The following is an 18,581-nucleotide window of genomic DNA, read 5'->3' as shown; positions in this document are numbered from 1 at the left end:
CCGTGTTATCGGTGAGTCTCGGAACTACATTGGACGAGAGCCGCTGAGGGCATCGGCGGCTGCAAGCGTTTTCCGGAAAAATATGGCCGAACAGCTCAATTTCATCCGTGTCCGCGGCGCCCGCGAGCACAATCTGAAAGACGTCAGCGTGGACATTCCGCGCGGAGAACTCGTCGTGCTGACCGGACTTTCCGGCTCGGGCAAGAGCTCGCTGGCGTTCGATACGATCTACGCCGAGGGCCAGCGCCGTTATGTCGAGAGCCTCTCGGCCTATGCGCGCCAGTTCCTCGAGCTGATGAGCAAGCCGGACGTGGATCTGATCGAGGGCCTGTCGCCAGCCATCTCGATCGAGCAGAAGACCACCAGCCGCAATCCGCGCTCCACCGTCGGCACGGTGACCGAGATCCACGACTACATGCGCCTGCTGTGGGCGCGAGTGGGCGTTCCCTATTCCCCGGCGACCGGCCTGCCGATCGAGAGCCAGACCGTCAGCCAGATGGTCGACAAGCTGACCGCGCTGCCCGACGGCGAGCGCATCTACCTGCTGGCCCCCGTCGTGCGCGGCCGCAAGGGCGAGTACCGTAAGGAAATCGCTGAATGGCAGAAGGCCGGGTTCCAGCGGCTGAAGATCGACGGCGAGTTCTATCCGATCGAGGACGCCCCGGCGCTCGACAAGAAGTTCAAGCACGACATCGACGTTGTCGTGGATCGCCTGGTCACCAAGGGCGGGATGGAAACCCGCTATGCCGACAGCCTGGAGACCGCCTTGCGGCTGGCCGACGGCATCGCCACCGCCGAATGGGCCGACAAGGCCGAGGGCGAGGATGAGCCGCGGCGGCTGATCTTCTCGGAGAAGTTCGCCTGTCCGGTCTCCGGCTTCACGATCAGCGAGATCGAGCCGCGGCTGTTCTCGTTCAACAATCCCTACGGCGCCTGCCCGGTCTGCGACGGCCTGGGCGCCAAGCTCGCCTTCGACGCCGACATGGTCGTGCCCGACAAGGACAAGACGCTGCACAAGGGCGCCATCGCGCCTTGGGCCAAGGGTCCCTCGCCGCTCTACACCCAGACCCTGCAGGCGCTGGCCGCCCACTACGGCTTCTCGATGGATATGCCGTGGTGGAAGCTGCCCGAAGGCGCCAAGACTGTGGTGCTCTACGGATCGGGTAGCGAGAAGATCAAGTTCGTCTATGACGACAACGCCCGCAAGTACGAGGTCAATAAGACCTTCGAGGGCGTGCTGCCGAACCTGGAGCGTCGCTGGCGCGAGACGGATTCGTCGTGGGTGCGCGAGGAACTGGGCCGCTACCAGTCCGAAACGCCCTGCGAGGCCTGCAACGGCTACCGCCTGAAGCCCGAAGCCCTGGCCGTGAAGATCGACGGCAAGCACATCGGCGAGGTCAGCCGGTTGTCGATCAGGCACGCCGGCGAGTGGTTCACCGCGCTCGACAAACATCTGACCGACAAGCAGATGGAGATCGCCCGGCGGATCCTGAAGGAGATCAACGACCGCCTGCGGTTCCTGGTCAATGTCGGGCTCGACTACCTCAATATGAGCCGCGCCTCAGGCACGCTGTCGGGCGGCGAAAGCCAGCGCATCCGCCTGGCCAGCCAGATCGGCTCGGGCCTGACTGGCGTGCTGTACGTGCTGGACGAGCCGTCGATCGGCCTGCACCAGCGCGACAACACCCGGCTGCTCGAAAGCCTCAAGGGCCTGCGCGACCTCGGCAACTCGGTGCTGGTGGTCGAGCATGACGAAGAGGCGATCATGACCGCCGACTACGTCATCGACATGGGCCCGGCCGCCGGCGTCCATGGCGGCGAGGTCGTGGCCGAGGGCACGCCCCAGCAGGTGATGGATAATCCGAGCAGCATCACCGGGCAGTACCTGTCCGGCGTCCGCGAGATCGAAATCCCGGAGGACCGCCGACCGATCTCGAAGAAGAAGGTGCTGCGCGTCGTCGGGGCCACCGGCAACAACCTGAAGAACGTGACGGCCGAGATTCCCGTCGGGACCTTCACCTGCATCACCGGCGTGTCCGGCGGCGGCAAGTCGACCTTCACGATCGAAACGCTTTACAAGGCGGCCGCCCGGCGGCTGCACAACGCCTCGGACGCCCCGGCTCCGCACGACAAGATCGAGGGGCTGGAGAACTTCGACAAGGTCATCGACATCGACCAGTCGCCGATCGGGCGCACGCCGCGCTCGAACCCGGCGACCTACACCGGGGCCTTCCAGCCGATCCGAGACTGGTTCGCAGGCCTGCCGGAGTCCAAGGCGCGCGGCTACGGGCCCGGCCGGTTCAGCTTCAACGTCAAGGGCGGCCGCTGCGAGGCCTGCCAGGGCGACGGGCTGATCAAGATCGAGATGCACTTCCTGCCGGACGTCTACGTCACCTGCGACGTCTGCCACGGCAAGCGCTACAACCGCGAGACGCTCGAGGTTCTGTTCAAGGGCAAGTCGATCTCCGACGTGCTGGACATGACCGTCGAAGAGGCCGCCGACTTCTTCAAGGCCGTGCCGCCGGTGCGCGACAAGATGGAGACGCTGAAGCGCGTCGGCCTCGGCTATGTCCAGGTCGGGCAGTCGGCCACGACGCTGTCGGGCGGCGAGGCCCAGCGGGTGAAGCTCAGCAAGGAGCTGTCGCGGCGGGCGACCGGCAAGACGCTCTACATCCTCGACGAGCCGACCACGGGCCTGCACTTCGAAGACGTCAAGAAGCTGCTCGAGGTGCTGCACGAGCTGGCCGACCAGGGCAACACCATGGTCGTCATCGAGCACAACCTGGATGTCGTGAAGACCGCCGACTGGATCGTCGACTTCGGCCCCGAGGGCGGCGACGGCGGCGGCGAGATCGTCGCCCAGGGCAGTCCCGAGCAAGTCGCGGCCAGTCACAATAGCTGGACCGGCCGCTACCTGGCCGAGATCCTCGAAAAGCACGATAAGCGCCGCAACGAGCGGCGGGCGAAGCTGCGGGCCTAGCGACCGCTGAACAGCGGGAGGGTGTCAGGGGCCAGCGCGCCCTCGATCTCCAACATGCGCAGCTTGGTGTCGGCGCCGCCGGGAGCCGAAAAGCCGCCCTTGCGGCCGCCGGCCGCCAGGATGCGGTGGCAGGGCACGACGATCGGCCAGGGGTTGGCGCCCAGCGCCTGGCCGACGGCGCGCGATAGGCTGACGTCGCCCAGACGGCGGGCGATGTCGCCATAGGTCAGGGTCTGGCCCGGCGGGATCGCCCGGGCGATGGCGTAGACCCGCTTCGCCAGCGGCGCGATCGCCCCGTCGTCGAGCGCCACTTCCAGCAGGTCGCGCTTTTCCCCGCGCAGCACGGCTTGCATGCCGGCGATCGCCTCGGCCACGGCGGGCGGCGGCTCGCCCTCGTCAGCTTCAGGATGGCGACGGGTCATGCGCCCGCGCGGATCGCCGCCTTCGCTGAGCGGCAGCATGACGCCGGCGAGGCCGCGCGCGTTCCAGGCGACGCCGCAGAGGCCGATGGCGGTGTCGAAGAGGGCGAAGCCATCACTCATTGGACGATCCTAGCACTCGCCCCTACCCCCCGCTCGCGGCTTTCGGACTCTCACGTCAGGGGGTTCGATGAGACTTGCATTCAAACGCCCGTTCGAAATAGCCTCGCGTCCATATTTTAGAGATTAGGGAGCGATCCAATGAAACTTTACGGCGCGCCGATGCCGGCGCCGAACCCCCGCCGCGTGCGGATCTTCCTGGCTGAGAAGGGCATCGACCTGCCCGAGACGCCGGTCGATATGAGAAAGCGCGAGCACAAGTCCGCCGACTTCCGGGCCAAGAACTCCATGGGCCAACTTCCCGCGCTCGAACTGGACGACGGGACCTGCATCTCCGAGACCGTCGCCATCTGCCGCTACTTCGAAGAGACCCATCCCGAGCCGCCGCTGTTCGGGCGCACCGCGGTCGAGAAGGCTCTCGTCGACCAGTGGATCCGCCGCGTCGAGTTCGCGGTGATGATGCCGGTCGGCAACTTTTGGCGCCATGCACATCCCTACACGGCCGCGCTGCTGACCCAGTTCAAGGACTTCGGCGAATCCAATAAGGAAACGTACCAAGGCGCCCAGAAGTACCTGGACCGCGAGTTGGATGGCCGTGAGTTCCTGGTCGGCGACAGCTACACCATGGCCGACATCTGCCTGCTCTCGACGGTCGACTTCGCCGAATGGATCGGCCTGCCGGTCGAGGACGAATTCGCCAACCTCAAGGCCTGGCGTGAGCGGGTGAAGGCCCGACCGAGCGCCGACGCCTAGGCGGCGGTCGCCTTGGTGAGCCCCCGATACGCCACGGCGGCGGGGGCGATCACCACGGCGTAGTAGATCGCCGTCAACCAGCCCGAGACCAGCAGATACAGCACCGTGGTCAGGGTGAAGTAGGACTGCACAGACGTGCTGTCCGGATTGAACATCTTGCCCGCCGCCTGGATGTCGCCGCCTTGGGTGATGGCCACCGCAGCGGTGAAGATCACGAGCACCAGCAGAGACATGGCGATGATGCCGCAGATGGCCAGGACGTAGGCGCCGGTCAGCTTCCAGAACTGTCCCTTGGTCAGCCGCCAAGAGTCGAAAATCGCCAGCCGATGCTCAGCAAAGGTGATGGCCGGGGCCAGCGACAGCCGCACGGCGGTGTAGAACAGGACGCCGAGGATGAAGAACTCGATGACGATGCCCATCATCGCGCCTGCGCCCTGACCGGCCAGCATCATTACGAGGGCGGCGATCAGCCCGGCCACCAACACTGCAGCGATGATCGCGGCGAGCGCCAACAGGAAGTAGACAAAGGTCAGCAGAACGAGTCGAACCTCGTCCATGCCTACCTTGAGAAAGGCGAAGCCGCGATCGTCGGGGCGCAGGGTCACCCGATAGACTGCCGCCGCCATCAGGCATTGGAACAGCAGGCCGAAGATCATCATCGGTAACAGCACCGTGACCATCTGGCCCAGCGCGGCGGGATCAGGCGTGTCGGCCGGGCCCGCTTCCAGCACGGCGCTCGCCTCGCGACCCGCGGTGGTCAGGTAGATGGCGCTGCAGATGCTGACCAGGAAACATAGGACCGCCCAGACGAGAACCGTCCTTGGGCGTTCGCGCGTCAGTCGGAAACCCTCGAAAGCGGCGTCAGTCGCCGAAAACGCGCTCATCTCAATCCTCTGGCCAAGCCGTCGCTAATAACGAGTCGGCCTCTGTTTGGCTGCGGATTCTGGTGGGCGGGTGCAACCTTCGCAAGGCCCCGCTCGCGAAGTGTTACGATCGTTGCTAGTTAGTCACGCATGTCGATCAAACCAGTTCATATCGTCGGCGGGGGCCTGGCCGGTTCCGAAGCCGCTTGGCAAGTCGCCCAGGCCGGAGTTCCGGTCGTCCTGCACGAGATGCGTCCGGTCCGAAAGACTGACGCGCACCAGACCGACGGCCTGGCCGAACTGGTCTGTTCCAACTCGTTCCGCGCCGATGACTGGACCGGGAACGCGGTGGGGCTGCTGCACGCGGAGATGCGCAAGCTCTCCTCGATCATCATGAGCTGCGGCGACGCCAACCAAGTGCCGGCCGGCGGCGCACTGGCCGTCGACCGTGACGGCTTCTCGCAGGCCGTCACGGCCCGGCTCGAAGCCCACCCGCTCGTCACCATCGAGCGCGAAGAGATCGCCGGCCTTCCGCCGGCCGAGTGGGACAATGTCATCGTCTCCACCGGCCCGCTCACCTCGCCCGCCCTGTCCGAGGCGATCCTGCAGCTGACCGGCGAAGGTGAGCTGGCCTTCTTCGACGCCATCGCGCCGATCGTGAACTTCGACTCGATCGACATGGACGTCTGCTGGCGGCAGTCGCGTTACGACAAGGCCGGTCCGGCCGGGGACACTGCGGCCTACATCAACTGCCCGATGGACAAGGATCAGTACGAGGCCTTCATCGACGCCCTGCTGGCCGGTCCGAAGTCCGAGTTCAAGGACTGGGAGAACGTCCCCTATTTCGACGGCTGCCTGCCGATCGAGGTGATGGCCGAACGCGGCCGCGAGACCCTGCGCCACGGCCCGATGAAGCCGGTCGGCCTGACCAACGCCCACAATCCGGAGGTCAAGGCGTACGCCATCGTCCAGCTGCGCCAGGACAATGCGCTTGGCACGCTTTGGAACATGGTCGGCTTCCAGACCAAGTTGAAGCACGGCGCCCAGACCGAGATATTCCGCACCATTCCGGGTCTGGAGAAAGCCGTGTTCGCTCGCCTCGGCGGCCTGCACCGCAACACCTTCCTCAACAGCCCCAAGCTGCTCGATTCCCAGCTTCGGATGAAGAACCAGCCGCGGCTGCGCTTCGCCGGGCAGGTGACTGGGGTCGAAGGCTATGTCGAGAGCGCCGCCGTCGGCCTGCTGGCGGGCCGCTTCGCCGCCGCCGAGCGCCTGGGCCGCGCGATCGAGCCGCCGCCGGCGACCACGGCGCTGGGCGCCTTGATCGGCCACATCACCGGCGGCCACATCGACGCGGGCAAGGGCTCGTTCCAGCCGATGAACATCAACTACGGCCTGCTCCCTCCGCTGGACGCCGCCGGCCCGAAGCGGCGCGAGGACGGCAGCCGCATCGGCGCCAAGGAGCGCGGCCGCAACAAGAAGCTGGCCATGGGCGAACGCGCGCTGGCCGACCTCGACGCCTGGGTCGCCGGCGCTCCGGCGCTGGCCGCGGAGTAGCTAGAGCCGCCCCCGGGCGCTGGCCCAGAACAGCCGCAGGCGCGCCTCCAGGTCGGAGGCTCGCCGGCCCTGCGCCCTGACCCGCGCGAGGGTCGCGTGGGCGACGGCCGGGAACGCGGCGACCGACATCCCCTGCCCGCCCGCGAGGGCGTCACGCAGCGCCGCCTGGGCCGCCTCACCCTCCATGCCAGCGGTGCCCATGAGCATGCCGATCGCCCAGGCCTCTCCTGCGCGTTCGGCGCGAGCCAGGTCGGCCTTGGGATCCAGGATTAGCGCCACAGCGCGCGCGGCGCCGCCTGCCGAGCCCCGCGCCCATTCCAGCGCGTCGGAGAGATTCATCGGCGCAGGGTCGAGTTCGCGGTAGCGGGCGTCGATCATCGCCTCCAGCGGCTCGCGCGGCAGGGAATAGCGGACAATGGCGGCGGCCAGCGCCTGGGCGGTGGGATGCTGGCGCACGGGACGGCCCTCGAACACCTCATCCAGCACCTCGCGCCACCACGTCAGCCGGATCTCGCCCATCAGGGCGTTGGAGGCGACCTTCGGGGCGCGGGCGAGCTCATAGTCGAACGCGTAGACCGCCATGGCGTCGGCCCGGGCGGCCGGGTCGGCGATGAAGCGGCTGGACAGCCAGCGCTCGGGATCGAGGCGGCGGGCCTGGTCGTCGAGGTCGGCGGCGGGTTGGGGTTCGGACATCACACACAAGCAAAAGGCCCGCCGGGTGGGGCGGGCCTTCCGATCTTAGACGTGTTCGGGAATTAGCCGAAGATGGTCTGGTTCATGGTCATGGTGACCAGCATGGGCAGCGACAGCAGCGTGTTGGTGCGCGAGAACAACATGGCCACCTTTCCGGCCTTGGCCTTGGCGTCGGCGTCGCCGTCGACCATGCCCAGGGCGATCTTCTGGTTCGGCCAGATGAAGACCCAGACGTTGAAGAACATGATCGTCGCCAGCCACATGCCGACGCCGATGAAGGTGTGCTGCGGCACCGAGAAGCCGTCCAGGGCGCCCAGCGTGAAGGCCTGGAACAAGTAGCCGCGGTTGAAGGCGAGGATCACGCCCATGATCCAGGTCGCCAAGGCCGCATAGCGGAACCAGAACAGCGCCTCAGGCGCGATGTACTTGGAGACGGCGGGCTTCAGCTCGGCCGGGATGTCCGGCATTTTCCGAATCTGGACGAAGTTGAAGTAGTACAGCAGCCCGATCCAGAGGATGCCGAAGAAGGTGTGCATCCAGCGGAACACAGCCTGCCAGAAGATCGCGTCAGCCGAGCCGTAATGGCTCATGTAACCAACGACCATTATGACCGCGAGCAGGAAGCTCACAATCATGGTGTTGCGGAAGTTAGACAGCAGTCCCTGCATGTCGATGCCCCTCTTGTTCCCAGCCCTTGGGGACAAGGTATAGGGCGGTTCGCAGCTGTCGAAAAGCCAAGCTTAGACGGCGATCAGGGCAGCCGCGAGCTTGCGGCCTTCAGCCGTGAGGATGTTGTAGAGCCGGCAGGCGGCCGGCGTGTCCATGAATTCCAGGCCGATGCCGGCCCGTTGCAGGGCTTCGCGCACCGCCCGCGGCGGCAATGCGTTGTTGATCCCCGCCCCCAGCAGAACAAACTCCACCTCGCCCCGGCCCGCGGCGATGATCTCGGCGAAGTGGTCGGGCGACAATTCGCCCATCGTGCGGACGGGCCAGGGCCTGGCCTCGTCGCGCACGATCAACAGGGAGCCCTCGTGGCGGCCGGTGGAGAGGCGGAAGCCGCCGTCCCCGTAGGCGTCGATCTGAGGCGCGTCCCTGGCCATGGCGCGCCTAGCGGGCGGTCATGGGCTTGAGCGGCTCGGCCGGCTCGTCGCCGCGCTTCACACCCCAGAGCAGGATGATCGGCAGGGCCACGTAGATCGACGAGTAGGTGCCGACGACGACGCCGAACACCATGGTCACGACCAGCGGCAGCAGCACGGGGCCGCCGAAGAACACCGCGCCTGACAGGGCCAGGATCGCGGTGGTGCCGGTGATCAGGGTCCGCGACAGACGCTCGTTCTCGGACTTGTTGATGATGTCGGCCAACGGCGCGGTCTTGTACTTGCGCAGGTTCTCGCGAAGACGGTCGAAGGTGATGACCTTTTCGTTCATCGAGTACCCGATCACGGTCAGCAGCGCCGCGATCGAGGTCATCGAGAACTCGAGGTGCGTCAGCGACAGCATCCCCAGTGTCAGCAGCACGTCGTGGAACACGCCCACGACGGCGCCGAGGCCGAACTGCAGCTGGAAGCGGAACCAGATGTAGAGCAGCATGAGGAACACCGCGACGCCCAGCGCCATGAAGCCGCCGGTCATCAGCTCGCCCGAGACCTTCGGTCCGACGACCTCGACCTTCTTGAAGGTGATGCCCGGGAAGGACTTGGTCAGTTCGGTCTTGATGGCTTCGGCGCCTTCGACCGGATCGACGCCCTCGGCGGTGCGGAAACGCAGCATCGCGCCGTTGGGCGCGCCCAGCTGCTGGACCTGAGCATCCTCGCCGCCGACCCGCATCATCGTCTGACGCAGAGCGCCGATGTCGGCAGGGCCCACCGTCTGCACTTCGATCATCGAACCGCCGATGAAGTCGATGCCCAGGTTCAGGCCCTTGGTGAAGAACGACACGCCCGAGAGCGCGATCAGGATCGCCGAGAAGATCGCCGCGTAGGGCGCCAGACGCACGAAGTTGAAGTGGAACTCGCGCGGCAGAATTCGGATCAGAGGCCACATGTTCTCAAATCCTAGACGATCGGCAGCGCCTTCGGCCGGGTGGCGCGGAACCACAGACCGATAAGCACTTGGGTGATGACGACGGCGGTGAACACCGAGGTGACGACCCCGATGAGCAGGGTCCAGGCGAAGCCGCGGATCGGGCCGGAGCCGAACTGGAACATGATCAGCGCGGAGATGGCGCTGGTGATGTTGGCGTCCATGATCGAGACCAGGGCCAGCGAATAGCCGTGCTCTAGCGCTGCGATCGGTGACCTCCCGGCATGTGCTTCGTCGCGTATCCGCTCGTAGATCAGCACATTGGCGTCGACGGCCACGGCCAATGTCAGAATCAGACCGGCGATGCCGGGGAATGTCAGCGTCGCCTGTGTGAGCGACATGATCCCCAGGATCAGCAGCACGTTCACGATCAGCGCGATGGCCGAGAACACCCCGAACAGCCCATAGGCCAGGATGATGAAGACGATGATCGCGATGCCGCCGATGACCAGAGAGATGATCCCCGCCTTCACGGCGTCGGCCCCGAGCTCCGCGCCGACGGTCGATTGCTGCTCGACCTTCAGCGGAGCCGGCAGGGCGCCGGCGCGCAGCAGAATCGCCAGGTCGTTGGCGCTTTGCGGCGTGAAGCTGCCGCTGATCTGGCCGTTGCCGCCGGTGATGGCGCTCTGAATGACCGGGGCTGAGATCACCTTGCCGTCGAGCACGATGGCGAAGCGCTTGCCCAGGTTCTGGGATGTCGCGTCGGCGAAGCGTCGCGCGCCCTGGCCGTTGAACCGGAACGACACGACCGGCTGGCCGGACTGCTGGTCAAACTGTTGTTGGGCGTCGGTCAGCATTTCGCCGGTGACCAGCGCACGCTTCTTCAGCACGTACGACTGAGAGAAGCCGTCGTCGGCCGGATAGACCTGCGAACCAGGGGGAATGCGGCCAGCGGCCAGGTCTTCCGGGGTCACGGTCTCATCGACCATCTGGAAGGTCAGCTTGGCGGTCTGGCCGATCACGTCGCGCAGGCGCTGCGGGTCGCTCTCGCCCGGGGCCTGGACCACGATGCGGTTGACGCCCTGACGGACGATGGTCGGTTCCTTGGTGCCGAGTTCGTCGATCCGGCGGCGCAGGATTTCGATCGACTGGTCGACCGCGCGGCCCGCCTCGGCGTTCATCGCATCCTGCGACAGCGACAGCACGATGCGCCCGCCGCCGGCCGAGGAAACCGAGATGCCGCTGCCGCCCGGCGTCGCGGCCGTAGCCGCCGCGACCGTGCTGCGCAGTTTGTTGACCGCGGTGTTGGCCTGAGCCGGATCGTTGATCAGAACGCTGACCTGGTCGTTGACCAGGCGCAGCTCCGCAAACGGGATGTTGGCTTCGCGCAGTTGGGTGCGCACGTCTTCCAGCAGGTTGGAGAGCTTCTCCTGCTTGAGCGCCGCGGTGTCCACCTCCAGCAGGAGGTGCGAGCCCCCCTGCAGGTCCAGGCCGAGATTGAGGGTCTGCTTGGGCATGAAGCCCGGCAGGCTGTCACGCACGTTGGCGGGCAGCACGTTCGGCAGAGTGAACACCACGCCGAAGATCGCCGCGAACACCACGGCGATCACCTTCCAGCGCGAAAGATTGATCATGTTTAGGTCGAGCCCTTAGGCCTTGGAGTCGTTGGCGGGAGCCGGCTCGCCGCGGACGCGCACCTCGGCGATCATGCCCTTCACCACCTTGATGGTGACGCCTTGGGCGATTTCGAGGCCGATCTCCTTGTCCTCGACGCGCACGACCTTGCCGATCACGCCCGAGTTCAGCACGACCGTGTCGTTGCGCTTCAGGTTGGTGATCATCTGCTGGTGCTGCTTCATCCGGCGCTGCTGCGGCCGGATCATCAGGAAGTAGAAGAGGACGACCAGGCCGACCAGCGGGAGGAACTGGATCAGCAGATCCTGCGGGCCGCCCGTGGGGGCGCCGGCGGCGGTCTGGGCGAAGGCGGGCGTGGCGAACATGGCGCTCCGAAGCTCAACAGTCGGGCGCGTCTCGGCCCGGTTTTTCAGGTCGGCGGAAGCTATGCGCTGCGTCTTCGTTTTGCAATGGAAGCGCCGTGCGGCTAAGCACCTTCGCCATGGAAGACGCGTTGAAACCAGTTCTCCTCCGCATCGCCGAGGCCCTTGAGCGACTGGCCCCGCCGGCCACGGCGGCCCCCTCGTTCGACGCCGCCCGATTGTTCCGCCACGATCCCGTGACCGGGGCTTTCCATCCAGCGCCTGACTATCCGCTGCCGCTCGAATCCCTGCTCGGCATCGAACGCCAGAAGGATCGCTTCCTCGAGAACCTGCAGCGCTTCGCCAAGGGTTTGCCCAGCAATCACGTCCTGCTCTGGGGCGTGCGAGGCACCGGCAAGAGCTCCATCTCCAAGGCCGCGTTCATGCAGGTTTCGCAGGACACGCCGGACCTTAAGTTGGTCGAAGTCGACCGCGACCAGGTTACGGAGCTTCCCTCCCTCTTCGACGAGTTGCGCGGGCGGACCGAGCGTTTCGTGGTGCTGTGCGACGACCTGTCGTTCGAGGAAGGCGCGGCGGCCGCCAAGGCCCTGAAGTCCGCGCTGGAAGGCGGCGTCTCCGGCCCGCCGAGCAACGTGCTGTTCGTCGCGACCTCGAACCGCCGCCACCTTATGCCACGCACGAACACCGAGGACCGCGGCCTGGTCGCCTCGGCCGAGGACGCCGAGGAAGAAGTCAGCGTCTCCGACCGCTTCGGTCTGTGGATCGGCTTCCCGCCAATGGACCAGGCGACATATCTGGCCGCGGTCAACGCCTACGCGAAGCGCTATGAACTGGCCGATCCCGACCTCGACCGCCGGGCCCTGCAATGGGCGCAGCTGCGCGGCTCGCGTTCGGGGCGCGTCGCCTACCAGTTCATACGCGATCTGGCCGGCGAACAGGGCAAGCATCTGCCCCTTTAGGCTTTCCCTCCCCTCGACGGGGAGGGAACGGCATCACTTCGGCAACACCAGCTTCGGATCGATCGGCCGCGCGCGCTCCTGCGGCGTCGGGGCGTAGCGCACCTCGAAGTGCAGCTGCGGCTCGGAGACGCCGCCGGTCGAGCCGACCTGGCCGACCTGCTGCCCCTGCACGACCTTCTGCTGCATCTTCACCTCGACGCGCGCCAGATGGCCGTAAGCGGTGACCCAACCGTCGGCGTGCTTGATCAGCACGAGGTTGCCGAAGCCTGGCACCTGGTCGCCGGCATAGACGACGTCGCCGGCCGCGGCGGCGCGGACCGTCTCGCCCTGCGAAGAGCGGATGTTGATGCCGTCGTTGCGCTGCCCTGTGCCCTTTGGTCCGTAGTCAGAGACGATGTCGCCGCGAACCGGCCAAACGAAACGGCCTCGTCCGAAGCTGGAAATCTGCGCGTCGGTCGGCGCACCGCTGGCTGGCGCCGGGCTGCTGGGCGTCGGGGCCGGCGTCGAAGGCTTCGGCGGCGGCGGCGGCGGCGGCGGCGCGGGCCGGACCGGCGTCGGATAGGCCGGCGCGGGCGTGGTCGCCGGCGGCGGCGTGTAAGGCGGTGGGGTCGTGGCCGCTGGCGGCGTGTACGGCGCGGGCGGCGGTGTGTAAGGCGGCGGCGGCGGGGCCGGCGCCGGACGCGGCGCGGCGACCTCCTCGCGGATCGGGCCGCGATCGCGGTAGCCGGCCGGCAGTATGAGCTGACGGCCGGCCTTGATCGACGCGCCGACCCGCAGGCCGTTGGCGTCGGCGAGGGCCTTCTGGGTGACGCCGAAGCGGCGGGCGATCAGGGCCAGGGTGTCGCCCTGCCCGGCCACGTAAGCCTTGGCCTTGGTGGCCGGCCCCTTGAGCACCTGACCAGGCTGCAGCGCATAGGGCGCCTTCAGCTTGTTGTCGTCCGCAAGGTCTTTACGGGTGGTGTCGAGGCTGCGCGCGATGGCGTCGAGGTTGTCGCCCTTCTTGACCGTGTAGCTCTTCGGCTTCCCGGTGGTGTCGATCACCTTGCCCGTGACGCGCATGCGCACGGTCGTCGCCGGCTGGTCGACGACGGGCGGCGACGGCGCGGGTTGGGTCGCGCGCGGCGGCGTGTAGGGCGGGGTCGTCGCGGGCGGCGGCTCGTAGCTAGAGGCCACCGGAACCTGGGTGCGGACGACCGTCGGCCCCTTGTCCTTGTAACCGTCAGGCAGGATCAGCCGCTGGCCGGGCGACAGCGGCGCGTCGACATCGCGCTCGTTGGCCTCGGCGATCGCCGCCGCGGTGACGCTGAAGCGGCGCGCGATGGCGAACAGGGTGTCGCCCGACTCCACCACGTAGGCCTTGCTGTTAGCGGTGCGCGGCCCCTTCAGCACCTGGCCTGGACGCAGCGCGTAGGGCGCCTTGAGGTTGTTGTCCTCGGCGAGCTGCTTGCGGTCGGTGCCCAGCATGCGGGCGATGGCGTCGAGGTTGTCGCCCTTCTTGACCGTATAGTCCTTGGCCGGACCAGCGGTGTCGACCACGCGGCCGGCGACGGTCGTGCGGGTCACGGTCTGCATGGCCGGCGGCGCCGGCGGCAGGGCGGGAGTCGTGGTCGGCGGCGGCAGCGGACGCGCCGGCTGGATGCTGGGCAGCGGCGTGGTTGATACCGGCGGCGTCGGCCGCGCCTCGGGCAGCGGCTCGGCCGGACGCACGACCGGCGGTGCCGAGGGCGGCGGCTGGCTCGGCGCGGGATTAGGCCGGGTCGGGAAGTTCGGGCGCACGGGTTCGACCGTGGTGCAGGCGGTCAGCGCCGTGCCGGCCAGGAGGAACAAAACCGTACGCGAAAGAGAAAGCGTCATCGCCGCTCCGGAGAACATTGGATCGGAATCAGTCGAGGCGTCAGGGTTAATGATGGGTTACGGCCGACGCCCAAGCCACCCATTAGTCGTACCTCACGGCTCCTTGGCGACGCCGTCGAGCAGAGGAACGAAGCGGACGTCGGTCATGTGTTCGGCCCGGAAGCCGCCCGCCCCGTCGCCGAGATAGCGGATCAGCTTCTGCACAGGGCCCTTGCCGACGGGCGCCACCAGGATGCCCGACGGTTTCAATTGCGAAAGCAGGGCCTTGGGCTCATCCGGCGCCGCCGCTGTGACCAAAATGCGGTCAAAAGGCGCCTGCTCGGGCCAGCCGAGTCCGCCGTCGCCGAAGCGGGTGATGATGTTGGTCAGGCCCAGTTGCTTGAAGCGAGCTTCGGCCTCGCCCAGTAGGGTCCGGTAGCGTTCCACCGTGTACACCAGCCGCGAGATCTTCGAGAGGATGGTGGTCTGGTAGCCGGAGCCGGTGCCGATCTCCAGCACGCGCGAGCGCGGCTCGACCTGCAGCGCCTGACTCATCAAGCCGACGATGAACGGCTGGCTGATCGTTTGACCACAGGCGATCGGCAGGGCCGAATCCTCGAAAGCCCGTTCCTTGAAAAGGTCCGGCGTAAACAGCTCGCGCGGCGTCGATTCGATCGCAGCCAGCACGGCCGGGTCGCTGACGCCTTGGGCGCGCAGCGACAGCACCAGTCGTGCGAGTTGGACGTCCCGCCCCTCTTCGCCGTTGTCGTCTTGCTTGCCCATATCCGCCTCAGGCCTTCGGCGGCGCGCCCCCGAGCACGCCCTTCAGGCGAAAGACGGTTTCGGCGTGAGTCAGGTCGATATGCAAGGGGGTGACGGAAATCTTACCGTCGTAGATGGCCCGCAGATCGGTCCCGTCGGCCGGCTGCGACATTTCGTGGCGGAAGCCCATCCAATAATAGTCGCGGTTGCGCAGGTCCGTGCGCTTCTCGGCATGGCGCACGGCCACGTCGCGAAATGTCTGGCGGGTGACCTCGACCTCGGTGATCTCGTCCGGGTCCCGCGATGGGAAGTTGACGTTCATCACCACGTCTTTGGGCCAGCCGATCTCGACAAGCCGCTTGACGACGCCCGGGCCGAAGCGCTCGGCCGGGGCGAACATGTCCTGGCCATCGATCAGCGGCCAGCCGGTCTGGGACAGGGCGATCGACGGGATGCCCATGGCCATGCCCTCGATGGCGCCGGCGACGGTGCCCGACAGGGTGACGTCCTCGGCGAGGTTGGCGCCGCGGTTGACGCCCGACAGCACCAGGTCAGGCTTCAGGCCGCCCATGAGCTCCGTCACAGCCAGCATCACGCAGTCGGTCGGCGTACCGGTGGTGGAGTAGCGGCGATCATCGAGCTTCCGCACCCGCACCGGGTCGGACAGGGTCAGGGCGCGGCTGGCGCCCGACTGCTCGTATTCCGGCGCGCAGATCCAGACGTCGTCGGTCAGCGCACGCGCGATGTTCTCCAGGGCGACGAGGCCTTCAGCGTGAATGCCGTCGTCGTTGGTCAGGAGGATTCTCATTCGCCACCGATATGCGTCAGGCCCGGAAGATAGCGGTGCAGCGCCTGCGGAATGGCGATGCGGCCCTTCTCGTCCTGATAGTTCTCCATGACAGCCACAAGCGTGCGGCCGACGGCCAGGCCCGAGCCGTTGAGGCTGTGCACGAAGCGGGTGCCCTTCTCGCCGGCCCTCTTCGTCCGCGCGTTCATGCGGCGGGCCTGGAAGTCCCCGCAGTTCGAGCAGGAGCTGATCTCGCGATAACGGCCTTCCGATGGGATCCAGACCTCGAGGTCGTAGGTCTTGCGGGCGCCGAAGCCCATGTCGCCGGTGCAGAGCAGCATGGTGCGGAACGGCAGCTCCAGCGCTTTCAGCACCGCCTCGGCGCAGCCGACCATACGCTCGTGCTCTTCCTCGGACTTGTCCGGAGCGGTGATCGAGACCAGCTCGACCTTGTAGAACTGGTGCTGGCGGATCATGCCGCGGGTGTCGCGGCCCGAGGCGCCGGCCTCCGAGCGGAAGCACGGCGTCAGAGCGGTCATCCGCAGCGGCAGTTCTTCCTCGGCGACGATCTGGTCCATGACCATGCTCGTCAGCGGCACCTCGGCCGTCGGGATCAGCCAGCGGCCGTCGGTGGTCTTGAAGAGGTCGTCGGCGAACTTCGGCAACTTGTCGGTGCCATAGGCGGCCGCGTCGTTGACCAGCAGCGGCGGCGAGACCTCGGTGTAACCGTGCTCCTGGGTCTGCAGGTCGAGCATGAACTGGCCGATGGCCCGCTCCAGCCGCGCGATCTGGCCCTTCAGCACCACGAAGCGCGCTCCGCTCATTCGGGCGGCGGCCTCGAAGTCGACGAAGCCCAGGCCCTCGCCGAGATCGACGTGATCCTTGGGGTTGGAGATGGCGAAAGGCTCACCCCAGCGGCGGACCTCGACGTTCTCATGCTCGTCAGCGCCGGCCGGCACGTCCCGCAGCGGGATGTTCGGCAGGGCTGCGAGCAGGTCGTGCAGTTCGGCCGAGACGGCGCGTTCGATCTCGGCCTGTTCGGCCAGAACACCCTTCACCTGCTCGACCTCGGCCATCAGGCGCTGGGCCTCAGCATCGTCCTTCTTGGCCTTGGCTTGGCCGATCAGCTTGGAGGCTTCGTTGCGACGGCTCTGCGCCGTCTCGAGCGCAAGCTTGGCAGCGCGCAGCTTGGCGTCCAGGTCGATCGCCTGCGCGGCGGCGCCCGATCGCCCCTTCGCCGCCCACGCCTTCTCGTAAAGCTCCGGGGTTTCGCGAATGGCTCGAATATCGTGCATGGGATCGCCGCAGGTGGGAGTAAGCGGACTTCTCTAGAGCGCGTTGGTTGGCGGGCCAACCCCTCGCGCCGTCAGACCACCGCCACGTCTGTGCCCGCCTCGTCCTCTTCGCGTTTGCGGCGGATCTCGATCAGCTTCACGCACCAGATCGAGATCTCGTAGAGTAGGATGATCGGCACCGCGAGCATCGTCTGGCTGATCGGATCGGGCGGCGTGACGATGGCCGCGACGACGAACACGCCGACGATGGCGTAGCGCCGGCCGGACGAGAGCGCCTTGGACGAGATCAGCCCGGCCATACCCAGCAGGGTCAGCACCACCGGCAGCTGGAAGCACAGGCCGAAAGCCAGCAGCAGCGTCGTCACGAGGCTCAGATAATCCGAGACCTTGGGCAGCAGCTCGACCGTGACGCCGGCGTCGCCGACGATCTGCTGGGACAACGAGAACCACAGCACGAACGGCAAAATCACGTAGTAGACTAGCGCCGCGCCCATCAGAAACAGGGTCGGCGAGGCCAGCAGGAACGGCAGGAAGGCCTTGCGCTCGCGCTTGTAGAGGCCGGGCGCGACGAAGCCGTAGACCTGCCAGGCCAGCACCGGGAAGGTCAGCACCACCGCGCCGAAGCCGGCCAGCTTCAGCTTGGTGAAGAAGAATTCGAGCGGCGCGGTGAACACCAGCTTCAGCTTCTCAGCGCCCGCGACGTCGGGCACTTCGCGCGCGCCGATCAGGGCCAGGAACAGGTCCTTGGTCCCAGAGAGGAACTTGGCGATGTCGAAGCCCGCGGCCTGCTGGGCGTGAGCCGCCTGCTCGGCCGCCAGCAACTGGGCGGCGATGGCGAACGGATGCAGCAGGAACATGTAGATCTGCTTGGAGAAGCCGAAGCAGATCGCAAAGCCGACCGCCATGGCCAGTACGCAAACGATCAGGCGCGAACGCAGCTCGACCAGGTGATCGAGAAGCGGAGCGCGCGAGGCCTCGATCTCGGCGTCGTCGTCCTGGTAACTCACGCCTTGGCTCCCGCCTTGGGCTTGGCCTTCGTCGACTTGGCGGCGGCCTTCGGTTTGGCGGCGGTCTCTGACTTCGGCTTGGCCGCGCGGCGGGCGCGCGGCTTGGCTTCCTCGACGATCGGCGCGGGAGCGGTTTCAGGCGCCGACTCGATGGCCGGCGCCGGCGGCTCATAGGCCGGGCTGACGGACGGCGGGAACCGCACCCCGCCGCCCTCGAGGCTGTCGCCGATCTCCTTGAAGACCTGGTCGACCTGGGCCTTGGAGGCGTCGGCCGCCGCCACATCGGCCAGCTGGCCTCTGCGCATGGCTTCGACTTCCTTGCGCAGCTCGTCCAGCTCGGACTGGCGCGCCATCTCGTCGAAGCTGGCGCGGAACTCGTTGGCCATGCCGCGGATCTTGGCCGTGAACTGGCCGAGTTTGCGCAGCATCACAGGCAAGTCCTTGGGCCCCACGACGATCAGAGCGACCGCCGCGATGACCAGGAGTTCAAGCCCGCCGATCTCGGGAAGCATTCGTGAGGCAGCCTAGACG

The 18,581-nt window shown here is 67.0% G+C and carries 18 protein-coding genes; 4 read left to right on the top strand and 14 right to left on the bottom strand.

What is annotated here, in order from left to right; translation table 11 throughout:
- Positions 1-82 precede the first annotated feature (82 nt).
- Positions 83-2,980 carry an excinuclease ABC subunit UvrA gene (gene uvrA / locus GGQ61_RS01545; protein ID WP_183769615.1) on the top strand — a complete coding sequence of 966 codons (2,898 nt, stop codon included), beginning with the start codon at positions 83-85 and terminating at the stop codon, positions 2,978-2,980.
- Here the strand turns inward: uvrA and GGQ61_RS01540 are convergent.
- Complete coding sequence (locus GGQ61_RS01540) at positions 2,977-3,522, bottom strand: methylated-DNA--[protein]-cysteine S-methyltransferase (RefSeq protein WP_183769614.1); 546 nt, start codon at positions 3,520-3,522, stop codon at positions 2,977-2,979. The genes uvrA and GGQ61_RS01540 overlap by 4 nt on opposite strands.
- Before the next feature lie 138 nt (positions 3,523-3,660).
- On the opposite strand from GGQ61_RS01540, the gene GGQ61_RS01535 reads away from it, so the two are divergent.
- Positions 3,661-4,272, top strand: a complete 612-nt coding sequence (locus GGQ61_RS01535) for a glutathione S-transferase family protein (RefSeq protein WP_183769613.1) — start codon at positions 3,661-3,663, stop codon at positions 4,270-4,272.
- Here GGQ61_RS01535 and GGQ61_RS01530 read toward each other — a convergent pair.
- Positions 4,269-5,156, bottom strand: a complete 888-nt coding sequence (locus GGQ61_RS01530; RefSeq protein WP_183769612.1) for a hypothetical protein — start codon at positions 5,154-5,156, stop codon at positions 4,269-4,271. The two genes, GGQ61_RS01535 and GGQ61_RS01530, sit on opposite strands and share 4 nt — an antisense overlap.
- Positions 5,157-5,285: 129 nt before the next feature.
- Between GGQ61_RS01530 and trmFO the strand changes: the two genes are divergently transcribed.
- Positions 5,286-6,692 carry a methylenetetrahydrofolate--tRNA-(uracil(54)-C(5))-methyltransferase (FADH(2)-oxidizing) TrmFO gene (trmFO, locus tag GGQ61_RS01525; RefSeq protein ID WP_183769611.1) on the top strand — a complete coding sequence of 469 codons (1,407 nt, stop codon included), beginning with the start codon at positions 5,286-5,288 and terminating at the stop codon, positions 6,690-6,692.
- On the opposite strand, the gene GGQ61_RS01520 is transcribed toward trmFO, so the two are convergent.
- The 6 genes from GGQ61_RS01520 to yajC all read right to left on the bottom strand — a co-directional run bounded on the left by GGQ61_RS01520 (position 6,693) and on the right by yajC (position 11,410).
- Positions 6,693-7,385, bottom strand: a complete 693-nt coding sequence (locus GGQ61_RS01520) for a squalene/phytoene synthase family protein (RefSeq protein WP_183769610.1) — start codon at positions 7,383-7,385, stop codon at positions 6,693-6,695.
- A gap of 62 nt (positions 7,386-7,447) precedes the next feature.
- On the bottom strand, positions 7,448-8,053 hold the full coding sequence (locus GGQ61_RS01515; protein ID WP_183769609.1) for a urate hydroxylase PuuD: 606 nt from the start codon (positions 8,051-8,053) through the stop codon (positions 7,448-7,450).
- 72 nt (positions 8,054-8,125) lie between these two features.
- Positions 8,126-8,485 carry an Mth938-like domain-containing protein gene (locus GGQ61_RS01510; RefSeq protein ID WP_183769608.1) on the bottom strand — a complete coding sequence of 120 codons (360 nt, stop codon included), beginning with the start codon at positions 8,483-8,485 and terminating at the stop codon, positions 8,126-8,128.
- A 7-nt stretch (positions 8,486-8,492) separates the two neighbouring features.
- A complete protein-coding gene (gene secF, locus GGQ61_RS01505; protein WP_183769607.1) occupies positions 8,493-9,431 on the bottom strand; it encodes a protein translocase subunit SecF in 939 nt (312 codons plus the stop codon).
- An 11-nt stretch (positions 9,432-9,442) separates the two neighbouring features.
- The gene (gene secD / locus GGQ61_RS01500; RefSeq protein WP_183769606.1) at positions 9,443-11,044 is read right to left on the bottom strand and encodes a protein translocase subunit SecD; all 1,602 of its coding nucleotides are present in this window, start codon (positions 11,042-11,044) and stop codon (positions 9,443-9,445) included.
- Positions 11,045-11,059: 15 nt separating this feature from the next.
- Positions 11,060-11,410 (bottom strand): preprotein translocase subunit YajC, encoded by a 351-nt coding sequence (gene yajC / locus GGQ61_RS01495; protein ID WP_183769605.1) that lies wholly within the window; start codon positions 11,408-11,410, stop codon positions 11,060-11,062.
- 116 nt (positions 11,411-11,526) lie between these two features.
- Between yajC and GGQ61_RS01490 the strand changes: the two genes are divergently transcribed.
- Positions 11,527-12,366 carry an ATP-binding protein gene (locus tag GGQ61_RS01490; protein ID WP_183770553.1) on the top strand — a complete coding sequence of 280 codons (840 nt, stop codon included), beginning with the start codon at positions 11,527-11,529 and terminating at the stop codon, positions 12,364-12,366.
- Between the two features lie 33 nt (positions 12,367-12,399).
- Here GGQ61_RS01490 and GGQ61_RS01485 read toward each other — a convergent pair whose 3' ends face one another.
- From GGQ61_RS01485 to tatB, 6 genes are all read right to left on the bottom strand, one after another.
- The gene (locus GGQ61_RS01485; RefSeq protein WP_183769604.1) at positions 12,400-14,220 is read right to left on the bottom strand and encodes a LysM peptidoglycan-binding domain-containing protein; all 1,821 of its coding nucleotides are present in this window, start codon (positions 14,218-14,220) and stop codon (positions 12,400-12,402) included.
- A gap of 93 nt (positions 14,221-14,313) precedes the next feature.
- Positions 14,314-14,982: a protein-L-isoaspartate(D-aspartate) O-methyltransferase gene (locus GGQ61_RS01480; protein ID WP_183769603.1), complete on the bottom strand. Its 669-nt coding sequence runs from the start codon at positions 14,980-14,982 to the stop codon at positions 14,314-14,316.
- A gap of 7 nt (positions 14,983-14,989) precedes the next feature.
- Entirely contained in the window at positions 14,990-15,769 is a 780-nt protein-coding gene (surE, locus tag GGQ61_RS01475; protein WP_183769602.1) for a 5'/3'-nucleotidase SurE, read from the bottom strand.
- Positions 15,766-17,043, bottom strand: a complete 1,278-nt coding sequence (gene serS / locus GGQ61_RS01470) for a serine--tRNA ligase (RefSeq protein WP_183769601.1) — start codon at positions 17,041-17,043, stop codon at positions 15,766-15,768. The genes surE and serS overlap by 4 nt, the downstream gene beginning before the upstream one ends.
- Positions 17,044-17,114: 71 nt before the next feature.
- Positions 17,115-18,050: a twin-arginine translocase subunit TatC gene (gene tatC / locus GGQ61_RS01465; RefSeq protein WP_183769600.1), complete on the bottom strand. Its 936-nt coding sequence runs from the start codon at positions 18,048-18,050 to the stop codon at positions 17,115-17,117.
- Positions 18,047-18,562, bottom strand: coding sequence for a Sec-independent protein translocase protein TatB (gene tatB, locus GGQ61_RS01460; RefSeq protein ID WP_183769599.1), 516 nt, complete (start codon positions 18,560-18,562; stop codon positions 18,047-18,049). Before tatB ends, tatC begins: the two co-directional genes overlap by 4 nt.
- Positions 18,563-18,581: the final 19 nt, after the last annotated feature.

The organism is Phenylobacterium haematophilum, assembly GCF_014196295.1.
GTDB lineage: Bacteria > Pseudomonadota > Alphaproteobacteria > Caulobacterales > Caulobacteraceae > Phenylobacterium > Phenylobacterium haematophilum.
The sequence above is the reverse complement of the archived record's forward strand: the minus strand, read 5'-3'. Positions and strand labels throughout refer to the sequence as shown.